This is a genomic window from Nonomuraea sp. GTA35 (genome assembly GCF_041950525.1).
Taxonomy (GTDB): Bacteria; Actinomycetota; Actinomycetes; order Streptosporangiales; family Streptosporangiaceae; genus Nonomuraea.
In genome coordinates, this window is the sequence record NZ_JBGNUV010000001.1 from 18,315 (window position 1) to 43,780 (window position 25,466).

The window sequence follows — 25,466 nt, forward strand, 5'->3', positions numbered from 1 at the left end:
TCTGGCCCCCTGGTGAGCGAACAGGAGGTGACGCCCCATGTTGCGAGACTCGTTCGGACGGGTGGCGACGGATCTGCGGGTGTCCCTCACGGACAAGTGCAACCTGCGCTGCACGTACTGCATGCCGCCCGAGGGTCTCGACTGGCTGCCGAGCGCCAAGCTCCTGACGGCCGACGAGATCGTCCGCCTGGTGACGATAGGCGTCGAGCGGCTCGGCATCACCGAGGTGCGCTACACCGGCGGCGAGCCGCTGCTGCGGCGCGAGCTGGTGGACATCGTCGGCCGCACCACCACGCTCGACCCCAGGCCCCAGGTCTCCCTGACCACGAACGGCATCGGCCTGGCCCGCCTCGCCGAGCCGCTCGCCGCCGCCGGGCTGGACCGGGTGAACGTCTCCCTGGACACCCTCGACGCCGCCACGTTCAAGCGGCTCGCGCACCGCGACAGGCACGCCGACGTGATCGCCGGGCTGGCCGCCGCCGACGCCGCGGGCCTGCGCCCCGTCAAGGTGAACGCCGTGCTGATGCGCGGCGTCAACGACCACGAGGCCGTCCCGCTGCTGCGCTGGTGCCTCGACCAGGGGTACGAGCTGCGCTTCATCGAGCAGATGCCGCTCGACGCCCAGCACGGCTGGAGCCGCGAGGACATGGTCACCGCCGACGAGATCCTGAAGCTCCTGTCGGTCTCCTTCGACCTGACCCCCGATGACGTGGAGGAGCGCGGCAGCGCCCCCGCCGAGCGCTTTCTCGTGGACGGCGGCCCCGACAGGGTCGGGGTGATCGGCTCGGTGACGCGGCCGTTCTGCGGAGCGTGCGACCGGGTCAGGCTGACCGCCGACGGCCAGATCCGCAACTGCCTGTTCGCCACCGAGGAGTCCGACCTGAAGACCCCGATGCGGGACGGCGCCTCCGACGAGGAGCTGGCCGAGCGGTGGATGGTGGCGGTGTCCCGCAAGCGGGCGGGCCACGGCATCGACGACCCGGCGTTCCTGCAGCCGTCCCGCCCCATGTCCGCCATCGGCGGCTGACGAACACACCGGCAGCGTCCCGCCCGTCCCGGGAGGCCGGGCCGGGACGACGCGCCCGCGCCCTGACGTCCGTGATCCGGCTGCGACACAATGGACGACCAGGAGGAGGCTCACATGCACGTGCTCAACGAATGGACCGCGCTGGCCTGCAAGGAACTGGGGATCGACCCGGCCACCGTGGACCGCGACCAGATACTCGACCTGACCAAGGAGGTCGCCCACGGCGTCGCCAGGCCGGCGGCGCCGCTGACGGCGTACCTGCTCGGCCTGGCCCAGGGGTCAGGCACCGCGCCCGAGGACGCCGTGGCGCGCCTGACCACACTGGCGAAGAACTGGGGTGAAGCGACCACTGAGACGCTGACAGACGGCTGACACTCGAACGAACTCTTGAAGTCAAGCTCGCCCCTACCTGAAGATTTCCTGTGAATAACGAGGCGGGGGCGAGTGTAAACGATTTCGGGAAAGCCGCCCTATCCAACTGCGGGACCGGCGCGCACTGATCGAAACCTGGCCGGGAAAAGGGCGACGCCGGGTGGTTACGGGGGCAAACCACCCGGCGTCGCTTCATCGGCGTTCCGACGGGGGCCCGGAACGCCGGCACCAGCACTCCGACGGGGGACCGGAGCGCTTGGCTAAAGCGTACACCTACAACCCATGGGATGCGTCAAGACTTAGTCACGACCCGATCTCGCGTCGATGCAGCGGTATCTCGCTTTGGTTAGCCTCAGGGGACTGAAAGGTAGGCGGAGGGGCACCGTTGGACCTCTCATTGGCCCCGATTACCGCTATGTATGGCAAAAAGACCGCAGCGGCGATGAACAGCAGCCGGTACGGCCACGGCACCGGCACCACGACCGCCAGGATCAGGCAGATCGTGCGGATCCCCATCTTGATGAGGTAGCTGATCTCACGCTTACGGATGTCCGCGGTCAGCGACGGCTGGGCGTCGGTGACCTGGTGGACGGCTGGTTTTCTGCGCCACCCCTTCATACCTTCCACGGTAGTCCCAGGGGGACGCGGTGGCGACGGCAGCCCGGCGCGGGCGCGGGGGTCATGCGATCATGGCCTTCGAGTAAGGAGGATGTGGAGATGACGGATCGTACGTACCGGGTCACCGAGATCGTCGGCACCTCAGGCGAGAGCGTCGACCATGCCATCCGCAACGGCATCAGGAGGGCCTCGCAGACGCTGCGTCACCTCGACTGGTTCGAGGTGACGGAGATCCGCGGGCACATCGACGCGGGGGAGATCGCGCACTACCAGGTCGGCATGAAGGTGGGCTTCCGCCTCGAGGACTCCTGAAGCCGCCGGGCGCGGCGGTGACGGCCTCGCCGGGCGCCGCGCCCGCCGCCCGCCCCGCGCCTTCCAGCACGCCTTGAGAGCCGCCGCCCGCCCCGCGCCCTTCAGCACGCCCTGAGGGCCGCCGCCCGCCCCGCGCCTCCCTGCACGCCCTGAGGGCCCGCCGTACGAACCGCCGCACGCCCAGCGCCTCCCCGCACACCGTGAGGGCCGCCGTACGAACCGCCGCACCCGGCGGGCCCCGAGCGGCTAGATTGGCCCTGACCCACGGGGAGCGCAGACGATGGCCATTCCTCCCGCCGCGAGCCAGGCGGCATCCGGACGAGGCGAGTTCCGCATCCTGCTGGTCTGCACGGCCAACATCTGCCGCTCAGCCATGGCCGAGGTGATCGCCCAGGCGATGCTCGACTCCGCGCCGCTGCCCGTGGTCACGGGAAGCGCGGGCGTACGGGCGTTGGTCGGCCACCCCATGGCCCCGCACGCGATCACCGCCCTCGACCGGCTGGGCCTGAACGGCAGGGCCCACCGGGCCAGGCTGCTGGACCACGACCTGATCGGCTCGTCCGACCTGCTGCTCACCATGGAGGACGCGCACCGCGCCGTCGCCGTCCGCCTCGACCCGAGGGCGGCGGCCAAGACGTTCACGCTGCCCGAGTTCGCCCAGCTGGCGGCGGGGGCGGGCCAGCGTCGCTACCGCTCCGACACGGTGGATCGGGCCAGGGCGATTGTGCGGTCGGCGGCCGAGCGCCGCGCCGAGCGGCGGCCGCTGGAGGTGTACGACCCGTACGGCGGCCCGCCGGAAGGGTACGCGGCCTGCGCCAAGACGCTCGGAGAGTCCCTCAGCCACGCCCTGGCCGCCCTCCTGGGCCCCCGCTGACCCGCGCCAGGCCGGAGCCGGCACACGGCCGCCTGCCCCGCGCCAGGCCCGAGCCCCGGCACGCGGCCCACCAGTGACCGGGAGGGCCGCCGTCACATGACCGGCGGGCCGCAGGACCGGGCGGCGAACCCCGCACACCCGACGGGCCCGGCCGCGTGGCGGCCGGGCCCGTCGAAGGCCGGGAATTCGGCGGGTCAGCTCGCCTGGCTCACCGTGGACATGTTGAAGTCCGGCACCCGGACCGCCGGCATGATCGTCCGCTGGAAGTAGTCGTTCCACTCGCGCGGCAGCGTCTGCCCGCTCCCGCCCACCTCCGCCAGCCGCCCCAGCAGGTCGACCGGGCTCTCGTTGAACCGGAAGTTGTTCACCTCACCCACGACCTCACCGTGCTCGACCAGGTAGACCCCGTCGCGGGTCAGCCCGGTCAGCAGCAGCGTCTGCGGGTCCACCTCGCGGATGTACCACAGGCAGGTCACCAGCAGCCCCCGCCGCGTGGAGGCGATCATCTCCTCCAGCGAGGGCTCCGGCCCGCCCGCCGGCCCGGACATGATGAGGTTGTCGATGCCGGGCGTCACCGGCAGTCCGCTCAGCTCGGCCGAGTAGCGGGTCTGCATGAGCGCCTCCAGCCGCCCGTCCTTGATCCAGTCGGTCCGCTCCAGCGGCAGCCCGTTGTCGAACACGGAGCTCTCCCGGCTGGAGGAGTGCGCCGTCACGAACGGCGAGCAGGCGATGCCCGCCGCCCCCGGATCGCTCGACAGCGAGACGGGCAGCGTGGCGAGCTGCTCGCCCACGCGGGTGCCCCCGCCGGGCTTGGCGAACACCGAGCGCCCGTCCAGCGCGTCCCGCGCACCCGACGACCAGAACATGTAGATCATCAGGTCGGCCACCGCGCTCGGCGGCAGCAGCGTCTCGTACCGGCCCGCCGGCAGGTCGACCCGCGTCTTGGCCCACTCCAGCCGCTGCGCCAGCGAGGCGCCGAGCGCCGCCACGTCCACGTCCGTGAAGTCCTGCGTGGACACGCCCGTCCACGCGGAACGCTTCAGGTCGCCCGACTTGGCGTTCAGCTCCAGCCGCCCGGTCGGCTGGTCGTGCCGCAGCCGCACGCCCGTGGACGTGCCGAGGAACGTCGAGGTCAGCGAGTGCTCCGCGAACCCGTACAGCCTCCTGCCGCCCGCCTCCGCCGCCGCGAACGCCTCGCCCAGCGCCGGCGCGAACCCCTCGAACACCCCGATGTCGGTCGGCCGCACCTCCTCGCCCCAGTGCGGCGAGGCGGGGCCCGCCTCGACGAGCGCGCGGGCGTCCTCGGCGGGCCGCGCGTCGCGGGCCGCCGCGTCGGCCGCCGCCACCACGTCGGCGAGCTGGTCGTCGCGTACGGCCGCCCGCGACACCACCCCCACGCCCTGCCCCGCGACCGAGATCACGGTCAGCCGGGCGGAGCGGGCGACGCCGTTCGTGGTCAGCGTGTTGCCCGCGAACCGCAGGTTCGCCGTGGAGCCCTCGTCCACGAGCACCACGCAGCCGTCGTTGCGGGAGAGCTCCAGAGCCCTCTCCACCATCTCCTGAGGAGTAGTCACTTCCCGCCCTCCTGCACGGTGTTGAGGATCCGCACGCCCCTGAACAGCGCCGACGGGCAACCGTGGCTGACCGGCGCGACCTGCCCCGGCTGCCCCTTGCCGCAGTTGAACGCGCCGCCCAGCACGTACGTCTGCGGCCCGCCGACCGCCTCCATCGACTGCCAGAAGTCCGTCGTCGTCGCCTGGTAGGCGAAGTCCCTGACCTGCCCGTCCAGCTTCCCGTGCGAGATGCGGTAGGCCCGCTGCCCGGTGAACTGGAAGTTGTAGCGCTGCATGTCGATCGACCAGCTCTTGTCGCCGACGATGTAGATGCCGCGCTCCACGCCCGCGATCAGCTCCTCCGTCGAGGGCCCGCCGGGCGCCGCCGCCAGCGACACGTTCGCCATGCGCTGGATCGGCATGTGGCCCGGCGAGTCGGCGAACGCGCACCCGTTGGACCGCCCGAGCCCCTTCATCAGCGCCATCCGCCGGTCGAGCTGGTAGCCCACCAGGACGCCGTCCCTGACGATGTCGAAGCTCTGCCCCTGCACGCCCTCGTCGTCGTACCCGATCGTGGCCAGGCCGTGGGTGACGGTGCGGTCGCCCGTCACGTTCATCACCGGCGAGCCGTAGACCAGCTCGCCGAGCTGGTCGAACGTGGCGAAGCTGGTGCCCGCGTACGCCGCCTCGTAGCCCAGCGCCCGGTCCAGCTCGGTGGCGTGGCCGATCGACTCGTGGATCGTCAGCCACAGGTTGGACGGGTCGATCACCAGGTCGTAGTCGCCCGCCTCGACCGACGGCGCGGCCAGCTTCTCCGCCAGCAGCTCCGGCAGCCTGGCCAGCTCGCCCTGCCAGTCCCAGCCCGTGCCGGTCAGGTACTCGTACCCGCGCCCGACCGGCGGCGCGATCGTCGACATGTCGTCGAAGCCGCTCCCGGCCGCCTTCATCGCGTTGAGCTGCGGATGCACCCGCACCCGCTGCTGCGTGGTCACCGTGCCGGCCGTGTCGGCGTAGAACTTCTGCTCCTTGACCTGCAGCAGCCGCGCCGACACGTGGTCGGCGCCCTTCAGCAGCCCGGCCGACCACTCCGCCAGCAGGTTCACCTTGTCGGCCGCGGGCACCTCGAACGGGTCCACGTCGTAATCCGACACCCACACGGCGTCGGCGTGCACCGGCTCGGCCGCCAGCTCGATGGGCTCCCGGTTGATCGGGGCGCTCACCTCCGCCACCCGCACCGCCTGCTCGGCCACCACGGCGGCGGCCTCGGGCGTCAGGTGGATGCCGGCGGCGAACCCCCAGGTGCCGTCCTTGACGACCCGGACGGCGTAGCCCAGATCGTCGGCGTCCATGGCGCCTTCGAGCCGGGTGTCGTAGAGGCTCAGCGTCTCCGCTCTGACGCGTTCGAGCCGGAAGTCGGCGTGCTGCGCGCCGAGCTCGCGAGCGCGTTGCAGGGCGGCGTCCGCCAGCTGCCGCATCGGCAGCTCCAGGAAGTCGGGGTCGATCTGGCGCATGTCCACGATCCTAACCCTGTGATCTTGTACCACCCGGACAAGCCGAAACTCGCCGGTACGAGATAGCGTCAGGTCTCATGGCACGCTCTGTACTCGTCACCGGGGGCAATCGCGGCATAGGCCTCGCGATCGCCCGTGAACTCGCCGCGGCAGGCGACGCCGTCGCGGTCACCTACCGATCGGGGGAGCCGCCCGAGGGCCTGTTCGGCGTGCGCTGCGACGTCACCAGCACCGCCGACGTCGAGGCCGCCTTCGACAAGGTCGAGGCCGAGCACGGCCCGGTCGAGGTCCTGGTCTCCAACGCCGGCATCACCAAGGACACCCTGCTGGCGATGATGAAGGAGGAGACCTTCACCGACGTCATCGACGCCAACCTCACCGGCGCCTACCGCGTCGCCAAGCGGGCCATCAGGCCCATGATGCGGCTCAAGCGCGGCCGGATCATCCTCATCTCCTCCGTCGTCGGCCTGTCCGGCCAGGCAGGCCAGGCCAACTACGCCGCCTCCAAGGCCGGCCTGGTGGGCTTCGCCCGCTCCCTGGCCCGCGAGTACGGCTCGCGCAACATCACGGTCAACGTCGTCTCGCCCGGCTTCGTCGCCACCGACATGACCGCCGAGCTCGACCACGAGGCCATCGTGACCAACATCCCCCTCGGGCGGCAGGCGGCCCCCGAGGAGATCGCGCGCGTCGTGCGCTTCCTGTCGAGCGACGACGCCTCCTACATCACCGGGGCCGTGATCCCCGTCGACGGCGGACTCGGAATGGGGCACTGACATGGGCATTCTCGAAGGCAAGCGGATCCTCGTGACGGGTGTCCTGACGGACGCCTCCATCGCGTTCGCGGTGGCCAAGCTCGCCCAGGAGGAGGGCGCCACGGTCGTGCTGACCGGGTTCGGCCGGCTCAGCCTGGTGGAGCGCATCGCCAGGCGCCTGCCCACGCCGGCGCCGGTCCTGGAGCTCGACGTCCAGAACAACGAGCACCTCGACACCCTCGCCGCCCGCGTGGGCGAGCACGTCGACGGCCTCGACGGCGTCGTCCACTCGATCGGCTTCGCCCCGCAGAGCGCCATGGGCGGCAACTTCCTCAACACCTCCTGGGAGGACGTCGCCACGGCGCTGCAGGTGTCGACGTTCTCGTACAAGTCCCTGGCCGTGGCCTGCCTGCCGCTCATGAAGGAGGGCGGCGCGGTGGTCGGCCTCGACTTCGACGCCTCCAAGGCGTGGCCGGTCTACGACTGGATGGGCGTCGCCAAGGCCGGCCTGGAGTCCTGCAACCGCTACCTGGCCCGCGACCTGGGCAAGCACAACATCCGCGTCAACCTGGTGGCGGCGGGGCCGCTGCGCACGATGGCGGCCAAGTCGATCCCGGGCTTCAAGGAGTTCGAGGACAGCTGGCCGGAGAGGGCCCCGCTGGGCTGGGACCTGGCCGACACGCTGCCCACGGCTCGGGCCTGCGTGGCCCTGATGTCGGACTGGTTCCCGGCCACCACCGGCGACATCGTCCACGTGGACGGCGGCGCCCACGCGATCGGCGGCTGATTCTTCCCACGCTCCATCCTTCACGGCACAGCCGACGGCACGCCGGCCTGCCGCGGGCGCTGGCCATGGTGGGGCAGGGGCGGCGGGCGCTGCGCCGCGAGCACGGCGGGGACAGGCCAGGGCACCCGTTCTGACAAGCCGGGGCACCCGTCCTGGGCGGATCAGCCGGAGGTCTCGTCCTCCAGGCCGCGTATCGCCTCGGCCACGGTGCCGAACAGCGGCAGCAGGCCCTCCAGCCCCGCCTCTCCCAGCACCCGGCGGACATGGCCGCGGCCGTCGGCCAGCGCCATCAGCCCGCCCCGCTGGTGCATGTGGTGGGCGAGCAGCACCAGCATGTCCACCCCGAAGTCGTCGAGGAAGTGCAGCTCGCTCACGTCGATGATCAGCCGCGCGCCCCGGCCGCCCAGTTGCCGGATCTCCTGCTCGACCTGATCCACGGTGGCATCGTCAAGGCTTCCGCTCAGGGCGATGACCGCCCAGGTGCGTCGGAAATCCGGAACTTCCCTGCGTTCCGCCACGACCCCTGATCGTCCCACTGTCTCGGTATGGATGGGGCGGCTTTCACCGGCCCTCCGGCGCGGCTTCCCCCCAGCGGGACAGGAAATCAGGACGAGGGCTCGGCAGGCCCGGTCACGCGGCACGAGGCTGCCCAGGCGGCTCTGGCCTTGCGGGCCCGCTCGGCGGCGCCGCTGTGCCAGGCGGCACGTTCGCGGTGGTGGGCGACGTCCCCGGAGCCGCGATCCGCGCACGACTCGAAATGGCGGGCGGCCCGTTCGTGGACGGTGGCCAGGACCTGGTAGGCCATGGACTGATCGAGCGCCGCCCGCAACGGCACGGGAACGGGGCCGAGGGAGTCGAGGTCGGCCCGCGGCAGGCCCGCTCGCAGGCGCTGCAGCCGGATGCCCGCCCGCCGGGCCCGCTCCCCGGCTCGCGCGGCCCGCTCGGCCGCCGCCTTCGCCAGCCGCAGGAAGCCGTCGCTTCCTCCTGGCTCCGCGTCACGCCGTCCGTGGTGCTGCGACGAAGGGCGGTCCAGGGCGGACATGGCGGCTCCTCACCCGAGTGCGCCACCCCGCCACAGCGGTGGTCCCATCACTCCACCACCGGGTCCATCGGCGCGCTCCATCACCACGATAGACCTCATCGTGTTCGCCGCAATACGTCCTGTTACGCCAGGCGGTGCCGGCCGTTGCCGGCCCGCGCCGGCTCGAACGGGATCGACTCCGTGGGCTCCGTACGCTGCCGCCGCTGCTGCACGATCCGGGTGGCCAGCACCGCCGACCCCAGCAGCGCGATCGTCAGCATCGTCCCCAGCACGTCGGAGGCGGGCGGGGTGGGCCGCACCACCCGCTGGTCCTGCATGGGCACCGCGAGCTCGTGCGCGAACGGGTTCGGCCACAGCAGGTCCACCCGCGGCTCCTCCGCGTGGGCGGTCTTCTTCTCCTCGACCGGCGCGCCCGTGCCGACCGTCTGCGGCCGCCTGTCCGGGGGAGTGGCGCGGGGCCGGGCGGGGGCGGCCGAGGCGGTGCTCTCCCAGCCGCGCCCCGTGCGGACCTCCGTCGGCGTGGCCGAGGGCGTGGCCCGGGGGGCCGGCTGGTCGGCGACGGCCTGGTCCTCGCAGGCGAGCACCGGCAGGCACACGTCGCCGAGCGTCTCCGGCACCAGCCCGGTCCTGCTCGGCCTCGGCGTGGTGGGCGAGGTGGTGGACGGTTTGACGGAGGAGGTCGTGGAGGGGGTGGCCTTGGTGGTGGGCACCGCCTCACCGACCCGGCCGAGCACCTCGTCGGTGGCCTTGTCCACGCCGTCGGTCACCGGGTCGGTGGCGCCGCCGGTCAGCGTGTCGACGGTGCCGGTGACGGCCTCCACCACGTCGCACAGCGTGTTGGTCACCCCCGAGAGCAGGCCCCCGTCGCGCGTGCAGTCCTGGACGGCGGCCGAGGCGGCAGGTGCCCCCATCGGGACGGCCACCAGCGCCACCGCGAGAACTCCAGCCGAGATCGCGGTCCTGCTCCCCATCCGTCCCCTCCTGCGTCGCTTCCGGGGGAAATCTTTATGGACATCGGACGTCAGACGCAGGCGTTTGCCGGGTAAAGTTGCGATTCGGTATCGAGTAGTGATACGCGAGAAGGTCTCTCGTTCCAGGTCGCGGCGGTCGCGCGGCCGGTCAGTCGAGCGATGACACGTCATCGAGGGCCTCGCGGATCTCTATCGGCAGCACGACGTCCTCCGCGGGGAGGACACCCTTCAACTGCGCGTGGGTACGTGCCCCGACGATGGCGGAGGCCACGCAGGGCTGGTCCCGCACCCACGACAGGGCCACGGCCAGGGGCGACACGCCGAGCCCGTCGGCGGCCGTCATGACCGACTCCACGACCCGCCTGCTGCGCTCGTCCAGGTAGGGCCGGACGAAGTCGGCGAAGTGCGGGGTGGCGGCGCGCGAGTCGGCCGGGATGCCGGTGCGGTACTTGCCCGTGAGCACCCCCCGCCCCAGCGGCGACCAGGCCAGCACGCCCACCCCCAGGTGCGCGGCGGCGGGCAGCAGCTCGCGCTCCGGCTCGCGGGCCAGCAGGGAGTACTCGGCCTGGGCCGAGGTGATCGGGATGCGGCCAGGGACCGTCTTCTGGGTGACGGCGGCGGCGGCGAGCTGCCAGCCGGTGTAGTCGCAGACGCCCGCGTAGACGGCGCGCCCGGAGGAGACGATGGCGTCGAGCGCGGCCAGGGTCTCCTCCAGAGGCACCTCGGCGTCGTAGGTGTGCAGCTGCCACAGGTCGACGTAGTCGAGCCCGAGCCGGTTGAGCGAGTCGTCCACCGCGGCGATCAGGTGGCGCCTGGAGGCGTCGCGCGGGCGGCGGCCGGTCGGCGTCACCACGGCCTTGGTGGAGATCACCAGCTCCGCGCGCGGCACCGAGTCGCGCAGCATCCGCCCCAGGAGCCGCTCGGCGTCGCCGCCGGTGTAGACGTCGGCCGTGTCGACCAGGGTGCCACCCGCGTCCATGAACGTGCGGAGCTGGGCGGCGGCCTCGTCCGCGTCGGTGTCACGACCCCAGGTCATCGTGCCGAGCCCCAAACGGGACACCGACAGGCCGCTGTGGCCGACATAGCGCTGCTCCATGATCCCGCCAGGTTACCGTCCAGGCCGATGAAACGTTGTGATCGACGCCTGCGACACTTGCTGGATGACCACGCTGCTTCTGGCCCGGCACGGGCTGACGGACCTCACCGGGCCGGTGCTGGCCGGCCGCACCCCGGGGGTGCATCTGAGCGAGGCGGGAAGGGCACAGGCCGCCGCGCTCGCCGGGCGCGTCGCGGGCGTCAGGCTCGACGCCATTGTCTCCAGTCCGCTGGAGCGCTGCCGGGAAACGGCGGAAGCGGTCGCGCAGGGCCGGGAGATGGACGTGCGGATCGACGACCGGTTCATCGAGTGCGGCTACGGGGAGTGGACCGGGCGGCCGCTGGCCGAGCTCGCCAAGGAGCCGTTGTGGCAGGTCGTGCAGGCGCACCCGAGCGCGGTGACCTTTCCGGAAGGGGAGTCGCTGGCCGGGATGCAGCACAGGGCCGTCGCGGCGGTCCGGGAGTGGAATCGAACCCTCGGGAGTAAGGCTGTCTACCTGGTTTGCAGCCACGGCGACGTGATCAAGGCGATCGTCGCGGACGCTCTGGGGCTTCATCTCGATCAGTTTCAGCGGATAACAGCCGATCCGGCGGCCCTCACCGTCATTCGCTATGCCCCCTTGCGTCCCTTTGTTCTCAGGGTCAACGATATGGGGGAATTGCGGCTTCCTGAGGATTCGGAGGAGAAAGACGGGGGAGAAAACATCACCGGGAGCGATGCCGCCGTCGGCGGCGGACCAGGAACCACGTAAGGTCAGGCTATGCCGGTCTTCGACTACGACCCACCAGAGAGGTTCGTCGCCGGTGCCTTGGGGCAGCCGGGCGCGCGGGTCTTTTTTCTGCAGGCCAGGGCCGAGGGCAGACTGACCACGGTGGCGCTGGAGAAGTTGCAGGTGGCCGCGCTCGCGGGCAGGCTCGACGAGCTGCTCGACGAGGTGCTGCGGCTCAGCGGGGGCACCGCCCAGGTGCCCGCACTGGCCCCGGCCGACCTGGCCGACGACGCTCCTCTCGACACGCCGGTCGCGGAGGACTTCCGCGTCGGCACCATGGCGCTGACCTGGGATGCCGAGAAGGCGCAGGTGGTGATAGAGGCGCAGGAGGTCATCGACGAGGACGATCTCGACACGCCCGACCCCGCGGTGCTGCGCGTGCGCATCAGCGCCGGCGCCGCGCGAGCCTTCACCCAGCGGGCCCTCCAGATCGTCGCGGCGGGCCGACCGCCGTGCCCCCTGTGCGGGCAGCCGCTCGACGCCGCCGGTCACGTCTGCGTCCGTCTCAACGGCTATCGCGGGGGTGAGGCGGCTTCATGACCGCTCCCGAGAGCGAACCGGCCATCAAGCCTCCCTCCCCACCGCCGTCCCTGCATGACGAGGACGCGCTCGCGCTGCTGCGCGACGGCACGCTGGAGGTCGCCGGCCGCCTCGTCGAGGCGACCAACATGACGCTCTACTGCTCGGTCAAGCTCGGCGACAGGTCGGCGGCGTGCGTCTACAAGCCCGTACGCGGCGAGCGCCCCCTGTGGGACTTCCCCGACGGCACCCTCGCAGCCCGCGAGGTGGCCGCGTTCGAGGTCTCCCAGGCCACCGGCTGGCGCATCGTCCCGCCCACCGTCTACCGCGACGGGCCCTTCGGCCCCGGCATGTGCCAGCTCTGGATCGACACCGAGCGCGAGATCGATCTCATGCGGCTGGTCAAGAGCCGCAACCCGGTCGTGCGGCGGATGGCGGTGTTCGACGCGGTGGTCAACAACGCCGACCGCAAGGGCGGCCACCTGCTGCCGCTGCCCACGGGCCACGTGTACGGCGTCGACCACGGCGTCTGCTTCTCCGTGGAGGACAAACTCCGCACGGTCCTGTGGCAGTGGCGCGGCAAGCCGCTGGCCCGCGAGGCGGTGGCGGTGCTGGCCAAGCTCGAGCGCGACATCGAGTCGGGCTCGCTCGGGCGCAGGCTGCGCGAGCTGCTGACGCTGGCGGAGGTCGAGGCCACCTGGCAGCGGGTCAGGCGGCTGCTCGACACCGGCGTGCATCCGTACCCGTCAGAGGGCTGGCCGGCCATACCCTGGCCCCCCATATGAAAGACCGGGGGCCCGTTTAATACCCTTTGCCCATGTGCACGCTGATCGTGAGAACCGGGCGGCGGCTGAGCCTCATGGGCGTCCGGGACGAGCTCGCCGACCGGCCCTGGGAGGGGCCGGGAGAGCACTGGCCCGACTACCCGGGCGTGATCGGAGGGCGTGACCTCAAGGCCGGCGGCACCTGGCTGGCCGTCAACCCGGCGGACCGCCGCGCGGCGGCGCTGCTCAACGGCCGCGGCCGGGCCGCCGACGAGAGGACCAAGGTCTCGCGGGGCGACCTGGCGCTGCGGGCGGCGTACACGGGGGAGCTCCCCGCCGAGGCCGGGCTGCGCGACTACGACCCCTTCCACCTCGTGCTGGCCGACCTGGCGCGGGTGCGGCTGCTGAGCTGGGACGGCGAGCGCGCGGCCGTGTCGGAGCTGCCCCAGGGCACCAGCATGGTCGTCAACACGGGCCTGGACCCCGGCAGCGAGCGGGTCGTGGCGTACCTGCCCCGCTTCAGGGACTCCGAGCGATGGGGCGAACTGATCAAGGCCGAGCCGTCCACCGACCCCGGGGCGCTCATCGTCAGGCACGAGCTGCCGGACGGCCGGATCTTCGCCTCCCTGTCGGTGATGGAGGTCGAGATCGCGCGGGAAGGCGTGACCTACGACTTCACCGACCTGACCGCCGATCGGGACGGATAGGCTCAAAGACATGAGATCGTGGTCTGCCCAGAACGTTCCCAAACTCCCAGGTGAGAGCATTCCGCTCAGTCTCTACGACACCTCGGCCAAGCAGGTGCGGCAGACCGACCCCGGCCCCACCGCCAGGATGTACGTCTGCGGCATCACCCCCTACGACGCCACCCACCTCGGCCACGCCAACACCTACCACGCCTTCGACCTCGTCGGCAGGGTGTGGCGCGACGCCGGCCACGAGGTGCACTACACGCAGAACGCCACCGACGTGGACGACCCGCTGCTGGAGCGGGCCGTCCAGACCGGCATCGACTGGCAGGAGCTGGCCGAGCGGGAGATCGAGCTGTTCCGCGGCGACATGGAGGCGCTGCGGATCATGCCGCCCCGCGAGTACGTCGGCGTCACCGAGGTCGTCGGCCAGGTGGCGGACCTGATCGCCAAGCTGGCCGCCAAGGGCGTCACCTACGTCCTCGACGGCGACGTCTACTTCAGCGTGGCCGACGCGCCCAAGTTCGGCCAGGTGTCGGGTTACACCGAGCAGGAGATGCTCGCCCTGTTCGCCGAGCGCGGCGGCGACCCCGGCCGGGAGGGCAAGCGCGACCCGCTCGACTGGCTGCTGTGGCGGGCCGAGCGGCCCGGCGAGCCGGCCTGGGACTCGCCGCTGGGCCGGGGCCGTCCCGGCTGGCACATCGAGTGCACCGCGATCGCCCTCGACAACCTGGGCGCCGGCTACGACGTGGCCGGCGGCGGCTCCGACCTGATCTTCCCGCACCACGAGTGCGGCGCCTCCGAGGGGCACGCCGCGACCGGCGAGTGGCCGTTCGCGAAGTTCTACACGCACGCCGGCATGGTGGCGCTCGACGGCGAGAAGATGTCGAAGTCCAAGGGCAACCTGGTCTTCGTCTCCAGGCTGCGCCAGGAGCACGACCCCATGGCGATCAGGCTCGTGCTGCTGGCCCACCACTACCGGGCCGACTGGGAGTACGTGCCCGACATGATGGCGCAGGCGGAACGGCGGCTGGCGCTGTGGCGCTCGGCCGCCGCTCTCACAGCGGGGCCGCCCGCCGGCGAGCTGCTGGCGAAGGTGCGCGAGCGGCTGGCCGACGACCTCGACTCGCCCGGCGCGCTGGCCGCCGTGGACGCCTGGGCCGAGCAGGCCCTCGCGGGCGGCGGCCGGGACGAGTCGGCCCCCGGCCTCGTCCGCGACCTGGCCGACGCCCTCCTGGGAGTCGCCCTCCGCTGACCCGGAGCTCCACAAGCGGTCGCCCGAGCAGGGCGGCCGCTTTTTCGTTGCGCCCAGGCAGGGATCCGCAACCGTACTACCGCCTTCGAGGGAGAGTGGGATATTCTGATAATCAGTAGTGCTGATTATCAGGGAGAATGTCATACATGATTCTGATCACCGGCGGGCTGGGCTTCATCGGCACGCACACCACCCGCGCCCTGCTGGACCTGGGGGAGTCCTGCGTGCTCGTCCAGCGCCGCCCCGCCGAGGTGCCCGCCGCCTTCGCGGCCGAGGCCGGTGAGCGGCTCTTCGTCGAGCGGGCCGACGTCGCCGACGAGCGGGCGCTGCTCGAGATCGGCGACCGGCACAAGATCACCGGCATCCTGCACCTCGCCGGCTCCATGCCCTGGCCGCCCGGCGCGTACGAGCCGATCGAGCACACCGAGCGGGCGGTGCGGAGCCTGCTCGCCATGTTCCGCGCCGCCCGCGCCTGGCAGGTACGCCGGCTCGGCCTGGCCAGCACGATCGGCGTGTACGCCGGGATCACCGCCGACGGGCCGCTGGGCGAGGACCTGCCGCTGACGATGAGCGCCCCGCACGCGATCCCCCGCTTCAAGAAGATCGGCGAGTTGCTGGCCGACCACCTGAACGAGGCCCTCGACGACGTCGAGGCGGTCAACTACCGCATCGGAGGCATCTGGGGGCCGCTCGGGCACAACCCGGACCCGTTCTTCCCGGTACCGCAGCTCGTGCACGCCGCCGCCCGCGGCACCGAGCCCGACCTGTCCGCGGTGATGGGGGAGACCCGCACGGGCAACGGCCTCGACGCGTGCTACGTCAAGGACTGCGCGCGGGCGCTGGCGCTGCTGCAGACGGCCGGGCGGCTGCGGCACCGCACGTACAACGTGGCCTCGGGGCGGATCACCACCAACGGCGACGTGATCGCGGCGATCAGGAAGCTCGTCCCCGGCGCGCGCGTGGGCATCCCGGAAGGGCGCGCTCCCGGCCCGGTCGACAACCCTCTCGACATCACGCGGCTGCGCGAGGACACCGGGTTCGAGCCCGCCTACGACACCGAGCGGGCGGTCGCCGAATACCTGGAGTGGCTGCGCGCGGGCCACGAGCGCTAGGCAGCAGGAACCCCCGCCGGTACGCCGGCGGGGGCGAGGCTGGGCCGCGACGGCCTCCCGCCCGTGCTGGGGCGAGGGCCGGGGCTGTCAGACCTGCAGGCGTTCGAGCTGCTCGATCGCGGCGAGCTCGGCCGAGAACCACTCGATCGTGCGGCGCAGCCCCTCCTCGGCGGGCACCGTCGCCCGCCAGCCCAGCCGCTCGGCGGCCAGCGAGGTGTCGGGACGCCGGACCTTCGGGTCGTCGGCGGGCCGGTCGATGAACCGGATCTCCGACGACGTCCCCGTCAGGTCCTTGATGAGCGTGGCCAGCTCCAGCATGGTCAGCTCGTCGGGGTTGCCGATGTTCACGGGCCCGGCGAAGTCGCTGCGGGCCATGGCCAGGATGCCCGAGACGGTGTCGTCGACGTAGCAGATGGAGCGCGTCTGCGAGCCGTCGCCGGTGATCGTGATCGGCTCGCCGGTCAGGGCCTGCCGGATGAACGTCGGGATCGCCCGCCCGTCGAACGGGCGCATGCGCGGGCCGTAGGTGTTGAAGATGCGCACGATCGCCGTGTCGGTGGCGCGCGACTGCCGGTACGCGGTGGTCAGCGACTCGGCGAAGCGCTTGGCCTCGTCGTACACGCTGCGCGGCCCGACCGGGTTGACGTTGCCCCAGTACGTCTCCTTCTGCGGGTGCTCCAGCGGATCCCCGTACACCTCGCTGGTCGAGGCCAGCACGAACCTGGCCCCCTTCTCCCTGGCCAGCCCCAGCGCGTGCAGCGTGCCGACACTGCCCACGCGCAGCGTCTCGATCGGATAGCGCAGGTAGTCGGCCGGCGAGGCGGCCGAGGCGAAGTGCAGCACGAGATCCAGCCGGTCGGGCACATGCACGTACCCGGTCAGATCGCACTCGATGAGCCGGAACTCGGGCCGTTCGAGCAGATGCTCCACGTTGCGCGGCCCCCCGGTGAGGAAGCTGTCCATGCAGACCACCTCCGCACCCTCGTCCAGCAGTCGCTCGCACAGGTAGGAGCCGAGGAACCCGGCACCTCCGGTGACCAGAGCCCTCATGAGATGACCTCCATGGCAGCGTCGACGACTTCGGAAACCTCGATCTTCAGCAGCCCCGGATCGGGCCGCTGACCATGCGGATCACCGTTCTGCCCGGCCCACAGCGCCACGTGGCGCCAGCCGGGCGGCGGGCCCCACAGCCTGGGCGAGACCGGGCCGAACAGCACCACCGACGGCACGCAGAACGCCGTCGCCAGGTGAGCCACGCCGGTGTCGCCGCAGACCACCAGCTTCGCCCTGCTGACCAGGTCGACCAGGTCGGCCAGGCAGGTACGCCCGGCCAGCATCCGCTCCGGAGGCAGCCCCGCCAGCTCGGCGACCCGGGCGGCGATCGGCACCTCCTCCGCGTTGCCCGTGACGATCACGTCGTCCAGCGCCGCCGCCACCTCGGCGAACCGCTCCGGCGGCCAGCGCCGCGCGGGATAGGCGGCGCCCGGATGCACGATCGCCGGCCCCGTGCGGTCGGAGATGCCCAGCGTCAGGTCACCGGGGTCGGCGGGGATGCCGTGCCACTCCAGCAGGTCGCACCACCGCCGCACCTCGTGCACCCCCTCCTGCCACGGAGGCCCGGTGCCGAAGCTGATCAGCCGCCCCGGCTCCGTGCGCCGCAGCGCCTCGATGCTCTGCGGTCCCCGCCCGTGCAGGTTGACCGCGACGTCCGGGCGCTCGAACGGCAGCGCGTCCATCGGAACGGGGCCCGGCCCCGACACGTCCACCTGGTCGTCCACCGCGCCGATCAGCGGCAGCAGGGCGTCCAGGTACCGCGGCGCGGCCAGCGTGATGCGGTGCGCGGGAAAGGCCTGGCGCAGCGACCGCAGGGCGGGCACGGCCGTGAGCAGGTCGCCCAGGCCGAGCCCGCGCAGCGCGAGGAGTTCTAGGGCCATGACGTCTCCGTGGACGGGCACACGACGAGCTCTCTCACCTCGCATCCGGCCGGCTGCCGCAGCGCGAACACCACGGCCTGGGCCACGTCGGCCGGATCGTTCAGCCCCGCCTCGGGGCCCGGCTTGTACTGCTCGGGACGGCCGTCGAAGAAGCTCGTCCGCATGCCTCCGGGGATCAGCAGCGTCACCCCGATCTCCCCACGCGTCTCGATCGCCAGGCCCCGGGTGAAGCCGACGACGCCGAACTTCGAGGCCGAGTACGCCGACGCGTCGCTCAGCGGACGCAGCCCCAGCGTCGAGGCGCAGGTGACGACCTTGCCCCGGGTGTGCTTCAGGTACGGCAGCGCCGCCCGCACGACCGAGGCCGTACCCAGCAGGTTCACCTTGATGACCCGCTCCCAGTCGTCGGCGGGCACGTCCTCCAGCCGCCCGCACGCGTCGATGCCCGCGGCCGTCACGACGGCGTCCAGGCCGCCGGCCCGCTCGGCCAGCTCGCGCACCGCGCGCTCGGCCTGCGCCCGATCGGCCAGGTCCGCCGTCACGTGCTCGAAGCGCTGGTCGGGCGCGCGCACGTCCACGACGAGGGCCTTCCAGCCCTCCTTCTCCACGGCCTCGGCGGTGGCCAGGCCGAGCCCGGACGCGCCCCCGGTGATCAATACATTCACTGGATCTCCCTGATCAGATTGGTTGTCGAACGCCCCGGCAGGGTGCTCAGCACGACGATCTCCGCGCCGAGCCTGCCGAGGACCTCGGACTCGGGCAGCACTTCCCCCTCGTAGTCGCCGCCCTTCACCCACACGTCCGGGCGCAGCTGCTCGATGGCGGCGGCCGGGGTGTCCTCGTCGAACACCAGCACCGCGTCCACGCAGCCCAGCGCCCGCAGCACCTCGACCCGGTCCCGGACGTCCACGATGGGCCTGGACGGGCCCTTCAGCCGGCGTACCGAGTCGTCGGAGTTGACGCAGACGACCAGCGCGTCGCCCAGCGCCCTGGCCCGCCGCAGCAGGCTCACGTGGCCCGCGTGCAGCAGGTCGAAGCAGCCGCCCGTGGCGATCAGCCGGCCGCCGTGCGCCCGGGTGAGCCTGGCCACCTCCAGCGCCGTGCGCGGCCGGTCGCCGAGCCGCTGCTCCTGCACCTTCACGGTGGCGGCCCCGCCGCGCTCGACGAAGCGGGAGGCCTCGCCCACGCCGACCGTGACCGCCTCCTCCGCGCCCGCGCCGTCGCGCAGCGCCAGCGCGGCGGCCCCGGCGAGCCGGTCGCCCGCGCCGCACGCGTCCTGGCCGCCCGCCCGCACCGGCGGCGGCACCGTGGTCAGCGGGCCGCCCGCGATGGCGAGCGCGGCCCCGCGCTCGCCGGTCGTGACGGCCACCGCCCGAGCCCGCAGCGCCCGAACCAGCCGGCGGGCCGCCTGGTCGGGGCCGTGGTAGCCGGACGGGCAGAGCATCCGCGCCTCCGCCTCGCTGGGCGTCAGCAACGCGCAGCCGGGCATCGGCTGCTCGCCGCGGGGATGGGGGTCCCACACCACCGGCACGTCCACCTCGCGCAGCAGCTCGCGGGCCATCCTGGCCACGCCCCTGCCGTAGTCGGAGACCAGCACCGCGCCGGCCCGGCCGATCGTCTCGATCGCCTCCGCGGTGGGGGAGTACCTGGCCGTGCCGTCGCCGGTGTCCAGCCTGACCAGCGTCTGGCCGCGCGCCCTGACCCTGGTCTTGCGCACGGTGCCGCCGCGCAGCGGGAGCCGTACCAGGTCGAGCTCCGGCGACAGCAGCCCGCACAGGCGGTGCCCGTCGGGGTCGTCGCCGACCGCCGTGATCAGCACGACGTCCGCGCCGTCGCGGGCGGCCAGCAGCGCCGCCAGCCCGGCCCCGCCGGGGCGGGCCTGCTCGGTGGAGACGTCCACCACCGGAACGGGCGCGTCCGGGCAGAGCCGCTCGGCCTCGCCCTCGACGTCCACGTCGAGCAGCGTGTCCCCGATGACGACCAGCGGCCTCTCCGTCACAGCGCCTCCTCTACGGCGTCGCACAGCAGGTGGATCAGCGCCAGGTGCACCTCTTGCACGGTGGCGGTCTCGCCGGGGATGGTGACCGCCTCGTCGCACAGGCCGGCGAGCGGGTTCGGGGCGGGGCCGGTCATGGCCCACGCCACGAGCCCGGCCTCCTGCGCCGCCCTGGCCGCGGCCAGCACGTTCGGGCTGCCGCCGCTGGTGGACAGGCACAGCAGCACGTCCCCGGTACGGCCGTGCGCGCGCACCTGGCGGGCGTAGACCTGCTCGGCGCCGAAGTCGTTGGCGATCGCCGTCAGCGACGAGCCGTCGGCGTGCAGCGGGATCGCCGCGTACGGCTGCCGGTCGTCCCTGAACCGGCCGACCAGCTCCGCCGTCAGATGCTGAGCCTCGGCCGCCGATCCGCCGTTGCCGCAGGCCAGCAGCCTGCCCCCGGCGGCCAGCACGCCGGCCAGCTTGCCTCCCCAGGCCCGGACGGTGACCGCGTGGTCATCGACCTTCTCCAGGGTGTTCCAGAGCTTCTCCAGATGAGCGTCCACGATCAACCCCCCAGGGCCGCCAGCCGGCAGACCTTCCCGTCGATGACCTGTGCGTACACGGCCTCGGTCAGCTCGGCCACGCGGGGCCAGCCGTACCGCTCCCTGGCCCGTCGGGCGCCGGCCGTGCCGAGCGTGGCGCGGCGCTCGGGATCGCCGAGCACGTCCTTGAGCGCCCTGGCCAGGGCGCGCGGGCGGCGCGGCGGCACGAGCACGCCGCAGCCCGCCACCGTGTCCAGGTGGCCGCCGACCGCCGAGGCGACGACCGGCACGCCGCACGCCATGGCCTCCACGGGCACCATGCCGAACGGCTCGTACCAGGGCACCGTCACCACGACGTCGGCCGAGCGCATCAGCGCCGGCACGTGCTGCCGCGGCACGGAGCCGATGACGTGCACGCGCTCCTCCAGCCCGTACCCCTCGGCCAGCTCGCGCAGCCTGAGCACCTCCTCGTCGTCCTCGCTGCCGCCGGCGATCACCAGGTTCGCCCCGGGGACCTGGCGCAGCGCCGCGATCACGGTGTCCACACCCTTGCGCGGCACCATCCGGCCGATGCTGAGCACGAGCGGGCCGTCCGTGCGCGGGGCCACCGGCCCCTCCGGGCAGAACGCCGACAGGTCCACCCCGCACGGCACGACCGCGATGCGGTGCTCGGGAACCCCCATCGCGCACAGCTCGTTCACCTCGTCGCTGCAGGTGGCCAGCACCATGTCGGCCCGCAGGCCGATCTCGCGCTCGGTCTCGAGGCGGTGCGCGGGGCTGGTGTCGGCCGCGCCCTGCCAGCGCCGCTTGACCGTGCCCAGGGCGTGGAACGTCTGCACCACCGGCACGCCGGCGGACGCCGCCGCCCGCAAGGCCGCCTGCCCGCTCATCCAGAAGTGGGCGTGGGCGACGTCCGGCGGGCGGGCGGCCCAGCGCGCGGCCAGCCACTCGGTGAACTCCGGCATGAACGGCGGCAGCTCGTCCTTGGGAACGGGAGCCGCGGGGCCCGCGGGCACGTACTCCACCGTGACGCCGGGCGCCAGGCTCACCGACTCCGGTTGCGACTCGCAGGAGCGACGGGTGTGGACGACGACCGTGTGCCCCCGCTCTGCCAGGGCCACTGCCAGCGCGGCGACGTGGACGTTCTGGCCGCCGGAGTCGACGCCGCCGACTGCCGCCAGCGGGTCCGCGTGCTCCGAGATGAGATCGACCTTCACTGCGTCAGCTCCCTCACTGCCTTGACCACCTGCTCACTTGTCACCTGGGACAGGCACGGGTGCCCGGGCACCGGGCAGACGCGCGCCCTGCTGCCACGGCAGGGCGCCTGCTGATCGCCCAGCAGCACCGCGGGCACGCCGTACGGGGCCCACCGCACCGCAGGGACAACAGGGGCGAACAGGCTCACGACCGGCGTTCCGACAGCCGCGGCGAGGTGCGCGGGGCCGGTGTTGCCCGCCACGAGCACACCGGCCCGCTCGATCACGGCAGCCAGTTCTGCGAATGTGGTCACGCCGCCCAGGTCGACCGCGACATCGCTGGCCACGTAGGCGGTGAGGTCCCGTTCTGTGCCGGTCACGACGACCTGGTGCCCGTCGTCGGCCAGCTCCCGCACTGTCTGCCGGTGCCTTTCGGCAGGCCACGTACGGGCGGGGGCCGATGTCCCTGGGTGCACCACGACATACGCGCCTTTGTCGGCAACGCCGCCGACGCCTACACAGTGCCCCGTAAATTTCCCAATATCCGGCAACGGTCGCTGAACAGCGAGTTTCCCCTCATCGCCCTCCGGCAGCCCGAACCCGGCCGCCTCCGCCACGGCCAGCATGCGCTCCGCCTCCGGCACGTCGACGCTCTCGTCCACCACGTGCCGCACGTCGAGCAGGGAGCCCGGATAGTCGTTGCTGATCGCGGTGATCCGCTTCACCCCGGCCAGCCGCAGCAACAACGCCAGCGGCAGCGCCGACTGGTGGAACGACGTCAGCAGCACCGCCTCGTCGATCCCGGCGGCCTGCTCGACCAGCTCCTCGACCCCCGCCCCGGTGACGGGCGGCGGGGTGTGGTCGATCCACGGGGCACGCCACACGATCACGCGGTCCACGCCGGGCAGCAGCTCGGCCGCCGCCCTGCCGTTCGGGCCGGCCAGGAAGACCACCTCGCGGGCCCTCGTACGTACCGCGCGCACGGCAGGCCCGGCCAGCAGCACGTCACCGGCGTCGTCCAGCCGCGCCACGAGCACGCGCCCTCTGTCTCCTGCGATCCGGTCCTTGCTGGAACGTTCCTGCCGGCCCTTGCTCATCGCCGCACCCTCCATTCCCCCCGAAGCCGGTGCGCGCAGGCGACCGGCGGGATCAGCACGCTCGTGACGGCCATCCGCAGCACCTCCCGCGGGGTACGCGGGCCCGGCGCGATCCGCCGCCACGCGAAGTCCGCGGTCAGCGCCGCCCACGCCGCCGCCGCCCCCCACGCCGCCACCCGGGTGCCCGGGCGGGTGCGGGTCGCGGCTGCCGCGGCGCCGAGGAGCACCGCCGCGAGGCCCGTGGCGGTCGTCAGCGCGTGCAGGCGCAGCCGTCCCGGACCGCCGCCGATGTCGGCGCGCCACGAGGGCCCGTGCAGGCGGCGCATGAGCGCGTCGTCCGCGTTGCCCCGCTGGAAGCGCACGCTCGCCCAGAACCCGTCGGCCCGGACCGGATGCTCCGTCACGCGCTCGCCCCTGACCAGCCGGTGCCCGGCCCGCGTCACCCGCAGCGCCAGATCGGCGTCCTCCCGGTACGCCCGCGGGAACCGCTCCTCGAACCCGCCCACGGCCTCCAGGACCGCCCTCCGGTAGGCCATGTCGGCCGTCACCCACAGCGCGTCGGTGAGCCCGGCGGTGTGCCGCTCGCCGTCGGTGGGCCGGCGCCCCGCGGGCAGCGGCACCACGATGCGCCCCTGGCTGCCGGCCACGTCGTCGGGCAGGTCCACCAGGTCCTTCCAGACCGCCTCGGCCCATCCCGGCGCGGGGATCACGTCGTCGTCGAGGAAGACGACCCACGGCGTGTCCGCGGCCCGCCACCCGGCGTTGCGCGCCGCCGCGGGCCCGCGGCCGCCCGAGCGGACGACCCGCACGTTCCCCGGCAGCGGCCCGGGAAGCAGCGGCCCGGGAAGCGGCGGCTCAGGCGGCAGCGGCTCAGACACGGCGGGCGGCTCCTTGCCCCGGGCGCCGCCCTTCCGCGCGGCGCCGGCCCTGTCGTCCACCACGATCACCGGCACGCCCGGCCCCACGGCCGCGAGCGTGTCGCGCAGGATGGGCCGCCCGATGGTGGGGATCACCACGGTGATCACGAGGCGAACACCTCCCCCCGCCGCACCACGTACGGCCCCAGCACCAGCACGTCCACCGGCGAGGACCCGAAGCACTCCAGCGCGTCACGCGGATCGTCCACCATGGGCCGCCCGGCGGTGTTGAGGCTCGTGTTGACCACCACCGGCAGCCCCGTACGCGCCTCGAACTCGCTCAGCACCCGCGCCATCAGCGGCTGCTCCCGCGGCGAGATCGTCTGGATCCTGGCCGTCCCGTCCACGTGCACGACCGCGGGGATCCGCCCCGCCCAGTCCGGGTGCACGTCGTGGACGAACAGCATGTACGGCGACGGCACCGGCCCCCGCCCGAAGATCTCCCGGGCCCGCGACTCCAGCACCATCGGCGCGATGGGCCGGAACTGCTCGCGCCCCTTGACGTCGTTCAGCCGCTCGGTGTTGCGGGCGTGCCCCGGATGCGCCAGCAGCGACCGCTGCCCCAGCGCCCGCGGCCCGTACTCGGCCCGTCCCTGGAACCAGGCCACGATCCGGTCGGCCGCCAGCTCGGCGGCCACGGCGGCGGCCAGGTCGGCGGGGCGGGTGTACGGCACGCGGGCCACGTCCAGCCACGCCCCGAGCTCCTCGTCGGTGAAGCCGCGCCCGAGCGCCGCGTCCGGCATGGGCGCGGCCGGCTCGCCGTACGACTGCGCCAGGTGCAGCGCCCCGCCGAGCGCGGTGCCCGAGTCGCCCGCCGCGGGCTGGACCCAGATCTCGTCGAACGGGCCCTCGTCCAGCAGTTTCGTGTTGGCCACGCAGTTCAGCGCGACGCCGCCGGCCAGCGCCAGCCGCCGCTCGCCGGTCCGCTCGTGCAGCCAGCGCACCAGCTCCAGCAGCACCTCCTCCAGCCGGGCCTGCACGCTGGCGGCCAGGTCGGCGTGGTCGGAGGTCCACGGGGCGCCCTTCTTCAGCGCCTTGGCGTAGACGCTCCAGTCGACCGGCTCGACGCGGAACCCGCCGTCGCCGGTCGTGTAGATCACCTCGCGCAGCGCCTCCAGGTGGCGGGGCCGGCCGTAGGAGGCCATCGCCATCACCTTGTACTCGTCGCTGGAGCGCAGGAAGCCCAGGTGCTCGGTGACGTCCTCGTACATGAGGCCGAGGGAGTGCGGCAGCTCCTGGGCCGCCAGCACCTCCAGCTCGCCGCCCCGGTAGCGGCCCGCCAGGTGGGAGACGTTCTCGCCGCGCCCGTCGGCCACCAGCACCGCGCAGTCGCGCCACGGCGCGGCCAGGCCCGCCGAGGCGGCGTGCGCCACGTGGTGCGGCACGTAGCTCACCTGACCGGGGTCCAGGCCGGGCAGGGCCGTGGCGAGGAAGGCCGGGGCGCGCACCGCGTACCTGGTCCGCAGGTCCTCCCAGTCGCCCTCCGGCTTCTGCACCACCAGCGACGGGTCGTAGGAGTAGGCCACCGCGTCGATGTCCTCGGGGGACAGCCCCGCCTCGTGCAGGCACCACGCGGCGGCCTGCTCGGGCAGCTCCCACGCGGAGAACGCCAGCGGCCTCTTGCCGTGCTTGCGGCGGCTGAAGCGCTCTTCCTCCGCCGCTGCCACGATCTTCCCGTCGACCACCAGCGCGGCGGCCGGGTCGTGGAAGATCGCGTTGATGCCGAGAAACTTCATGCTTCCTCCCCCTAAGGATGTCGAGAACCGCTACCGAGAGAAG

28 protein-coding genes are annotated in these 25,466 nt (G+C 72.9%); 12 read left to right on the top strand and 16 right to left on the bottom strand.

The features are described from left to right. Window positions 1-37: 37 nt before the first annotated feature. Both moaA and ACBJ32_RS00085 read left to right on the top strand, forming a co-directional pair. Entirely contained in the window at window positions 38-1,027 is a 990-nt protein-coding gene (gene moaA / locus ACBJ32_RS00080) for a GTP 3',8-cyclase MoaA (protein WP_375124800.1), read from the top strand. 114 nt (window positions 1,028-1,141) lie between these two features. Further along, window positions 1,142-1,399 carry a DUF6457 domain-containing protein gene (locus ACBJ32_RS00085; RefSeq protein ID WP_375124801.1) on the top strand — a complete coding sequence of 86 codons (258 nt, stop codon included), beginning with the start codon at window positions 1,142-1,144 and terminating at the stop codon, window positions 1,397-1,399. Between the two features lie 303 nt (window positions 1,400-1,702). On the opposite strand, the gene ACBJ32_RS00090 is transcribed toward ACBJ32_RS00085, so the two are convergent. Then, complete coding sequence (locus ACBJ32_RS00090) at window positions 1,703-2,017, bottom strand: DUF3099 domain-containing protein (RefSeq protein ID WP_253742040.1); 315 nt, start codon at window positions 2,015-2,017, stop codon at window positions 1,703-1,705. A 99-nt stretch (window positions 2,018-2,116) separates the two neighbouring features. On the opposite strand from ACBJ32_RS00090, the gene ACBJ32_RS00095 reads away from it, so the two are divergent. Then, window positions 2,117-2,329 carry a dodecin gene (locus ACBJ32_RS00095; protein ID WP_225266795.1) on the top strand — a complete coding sequence of 71 codons (213 nt, stop codon included), beginning with the start codon at window positions 2,117-2,119 and terminating at the stop codon, window positions 2,327-2,329. A 280-nt stretch (window positions 2,330-2,609) separates the two neighbouring features. Beyond that, a complete protein-coding gene (locus tag ACBJ32_RS00100) occupies window positions 2,610-3,203 on the top strand; it encodes a hypothetical protein (protein ID WP_357879228.1) in 594 nt (197 codons plus the stop codon). Between the two features lie 194 nt (window positions 3,204-3,397). Here ACBJ32_RS00100 and ACBJ32_RS00105 read toward each other — a convergent pair whose 3' ends face one another. Both ACBJ32_RS00105 and ACBJ32_RS00110 read right to left on the bottom strand, forming a co-directional pair. Beyond that, entirely contained in the window at window positions 3,398-4,759 is a 1,362-nt protein-coding gene (locus ACBJ32_RS00105; protein WP_375125948.1) for a metallopeptidase TldD-related protein, read from the bottom strand. Between the two features lie 14 nt (window positions 4,760-4,773). After that, window positions 4,774-6,267, bottom strand: coding sequence for a TldD/PmbA family protein (locus ACBJ32_RS00110; RefSeq protein ID WP_375124802.1), 1,494 nt, complete (start codon window positions 6,265-6,267; stop codon window positions 4,774-4,776). 77 nt (window positions 6,268-6,344) lie between these two features. On the opposite strand from ACBJ32_RS00110, the gene ACBJ32_RS00115 reads away from it, so the two are divergent. Both ACBJ32_RS00115 and fabI read left to right on the top strand, forming a co-directional pair. Further along, window positions 6,345-7,040, top strand: coding sequence for a beta-ketoacyl-ACP reductase (locus ACBJ32_RS00115; RefSeq protein ID WP_357879222.1), 696 nt, complete (start codon window positions 6,345-6,347; stop codon window positions 7,038-7,040). 1 nt (window position 7,041) lies between these two features. Then, window positions 7,042-7,806, top strand: a complete 765-nt coding sequence (gene fabI, locus ACBJ32_RS00120) for an enoyl-ACP reductase FabI (RefSeq protein WP_375124803.1) — start codon at window positions 7,042-7,044, stop codon at window positions 7,804-7,806. Window positions 7,807-7,967: 161 nt separating this feature from the next. Here fabI and ACBJ32_RS00125 read toward each other — a convergent pair whose 3' ends face one another. The 4 genes from ACBJ32_RS00125 to ACBJ32_RS00140 form a co-directional block, all read right to left on the bottom strand. Next, window positions 7,968-8,447, bottom strand: a complete 480-nt coding sequence (locus ACBJ32_RS00125) for an STAS domain-containing protein (protein WP_375124804.1) — start codon at window positions 8,445-8,447, stop codon at window positions 7,968-7,970. Beyond that, entirely contained in the window at window positions 8,411-8,848 is a 438-nt protein-coding gene (locus ACBJ32_RS00130) for a hypothetical protein (protein ID WP_375124805.1), read from the bottom strand. Before ACBJ32_RS00130 ends, ACBJ32_RS00125 begins: the two co-directional genes overlap by 37 nt. Before the next feature lie 122 nt (window positions 8,849-8,970). Further along, window positions 8,971-9,819, bottom strand: a complete 849-nt coding sequence (locus tag ACBJ32_RS00135) for a hypothetical protein (protein ID WP_357879209.1) — start codon at window positions 9,817-9,819, stop codon at window positions 8,971-8,973. Between the two features lie 148 nt (window positions 9,820-9,967). Next, window positions 9,968-10,915, bottom strand: coding sequence for an aldo/keto reductase (locus ACBJ32_RS00140; protein ID WP_357879207.1), 948 nt, complete (start codon window positions 10,913-10,915; stop codon window positions 9,968-9,970). 64 nt (window positions 10,916-10,979) lie between these two features. Between ACBJ32_RS00140 and ACBJ32_RS00145 the strand changes: the two genes are divergently transcribed. The 6 genes from ACBJ32_RS00145 to ACBJ32_RS00170 all read left to right on the top strand — a co-directional run bounded on the left by ACBJ32_RS00145 (window position 10,980) and on the right by ACBJ32_RS00170 (window position 16,023). Continuing rightward, a complete protein-coding gene (locus tag ACBJ32_RS00145) occupies window positions 10,980-11,666 on the top strand; it encodes an MSMEG_4193 family putative phosphomutase (RefSeq protein WP_375124806.1) in 687 nt (228 codons plus the stop codon). A gap of 9 nt (window positions 11,667-11,675) precedes the next feature. Next, window positions 11,676-12,224 (top strand): DUF3090 domain-containing protein, encoded by a 549-nt coding sequence (locus ACBJ32_RS00150; protein WP_375124807.1) that lies wholly within the window; start codon window positions 11,676-11,678, stop codon window positions 12,222-12,224. Then, a complete protein-coding gene (locus ACBJ32_RS00155; protein ID WP_253742053.1) occupies window positions 12,221-12,988 on the top strand; it encodes an SCO1664 family protein in 768 nt (255 codons plus the stop codon). The genes ACBJ32_RS00150 and ACBJ32_RS00155 overlap by 4 nt, the downstream gene beginning before the upstream one ends. Before the next feature lie 32 nt (window positions 12,989-13,020). Beyond that, window positions 13,021-13,674 (top strand): NRDE family protein, encoded by a 654-nt coding sequence (locus ACBJ32_RS00160; RefSeq protein ID WP_375124808.1) that lies wholly within the window; start codon window positions 13,021-13,023, stop codon window positions 13,672-13,674. A 10-nt stretch (window positions 13,675-13,684) separates the two neighbouring features. Then, window positions 13,685-14,911, top strand: a complete 1,227-nt coding sequence (mshC, locus tag ACBJ32_RS00165) for a cysteine--1-D-myo-inosityl 2-amino-2-deoxy-alpha-D-glucopyranoside ligase (RefSeq protein WP_375124809.1) — start codon at window positions 13,685-13,687, stop codon at window positions 14,909-14,911. 146 nt (window positions 14,912-15,057) lie between these two features. After that, entirely contained in the window at window positions 15,058-16,023 is a 966-nt protein-coding gene (locus tag ACBJ32_RS00170; protein WP_375124810.1) for an NAD-dependent epimerase/dehydratase family protein, read from the top strand. 87 nt (window positions 16,024-16,110) lie between these two features. Here ACBJ32_RS00170 and ACBJ32_RS00175 read toward each other — a convergent pair whose 3' ends face one another. From ACBJ32_RS00175 to ACBJ32_RS00215, 9 genes are read right to left on the bottom strand one after another with little or no spacing between them, the layout of a single operon-like run. Continuing rightward, window positions 16,111-17,073: a UDP-glucuronic acid decarboxylase family protein gene (locus tag ACBJ32_RS00175; RefSeq protein WP_375124811.1), complete on the bottom strand. Its 963-nt coding sequence runs from the start codon at window positions 17,071-17,073 to the stop codon at window positions 16,111-16,113. After that, entirely contained in the window at window positions 17,070-17,957 is an 888-nt protein-coding gene (locus ACBJ32_RS00180) for a glycosyltransferase family 9 protein (RefSeq protein WP_375124812.1), read from the bottom strand. The genes ACBJ32_RS00175 and ACBJ32_RS00180 overlap by 4 nt, the downstream gene beginning before the upstream one ends. Further along, window positions 17,948-18,622, bottom strand: a complete 675-nt coding sequence (locus tag ACBJ32_RS00185) for an SDR family oxidoreductase (RefSeq protein ID WP_375124813.1) — start codon at window positions 18,620-18,622, stop codon at window positions 17,948-17,950. The genes ACBJ32_RS00180 and ACBJ32_RS00185 overlap by 10 nt, the downstream gene beginning before the upstream one ends. Further along, on the bottom strand, window positions 18,619-19,956 hold the full coding sequence (locus tag ACBJ32_RS00190) for a PfkB family carbohydrate kinase (protein ID WP_375124814.1): 1,338 nt from the start codon (window positions 19,954-19,956) through the stop codon (window positions 18,619-18,621). Before ACBJ32_RS00190 ends, ACBJ32_RS00185 begins: the two co-directional genes overlap by 4 nt. Continuing rightward, a complete protein-coding gene (locus tag ACBJ32_RS00195) occupies window positions 19,953-20,498 on the bottom strand; it encodes an SIS domain-containing protein (protein WP_375124815.1) in 546 nt (181 codons plus the stop codon). Before ACBJ32_RS00195 ends, ACBJ32_RS00190 begins: the two co-directional genes overlap by 4 nt. A 2-nt stretch (window positions 20,499-20,500) precedes the next feature. Then, entirely contained in the window at window positions 20,501-21,694 is a 1,194-nt protein-coding gene (locus ACBJ32_RS00200) for a glycosyltransferase (RefSeq protein ID WP_375124816.1), read from the bottom strand. Beyond that, on the bottom strand, window positions 21,691-22,770 hold the full coding sequence (locus ACBJ32_RS00205) for a glycosyltransferase family 9 protein (protein ID WP_375124817.1): 1,080 nt from the start codon (window positions 22,768-22,770) through the stop codon (window positions 21,691-21,693). Before ACBJ32_RS00205 ends, ACBJ32_RS00200 begins: the two co-directional genes overlap by 4 nt. After that, window positions 22,767-23,795 (bottom strand): glycosyltransferase family 2 protein, encoded by a 1,029-nt coding sequence (locus tag ACBJ32_RS00210; protein ID WP_375124818.1) that lies wholly within the window; start codon window positions 23,793-23,795, stop codon window positions 22,767-22,769. The genes ACBJ32_RS00205 and ACBJ32_RS00210 overlap by 4 nt, the downstream gene beginning before the upstream one ends. Next, window positions 23,792-25,423, bottom strand: a complete 1,632-nt coding sequence (locus ACBJ32_RS00215) for a carbamoyltransferase (protein ID WP_375124819.1) — start codon at window positions 25,421-25,423, stop codon at window positions 23,792-23,794. The genes ACBJ32_RS00210 and ACBJ32_RS00215 overlap by 4 nt, the downstream gene beginning before the upstream one ends. Window positions 25,424-25,466: the final 43 nt, after the last annotated feature.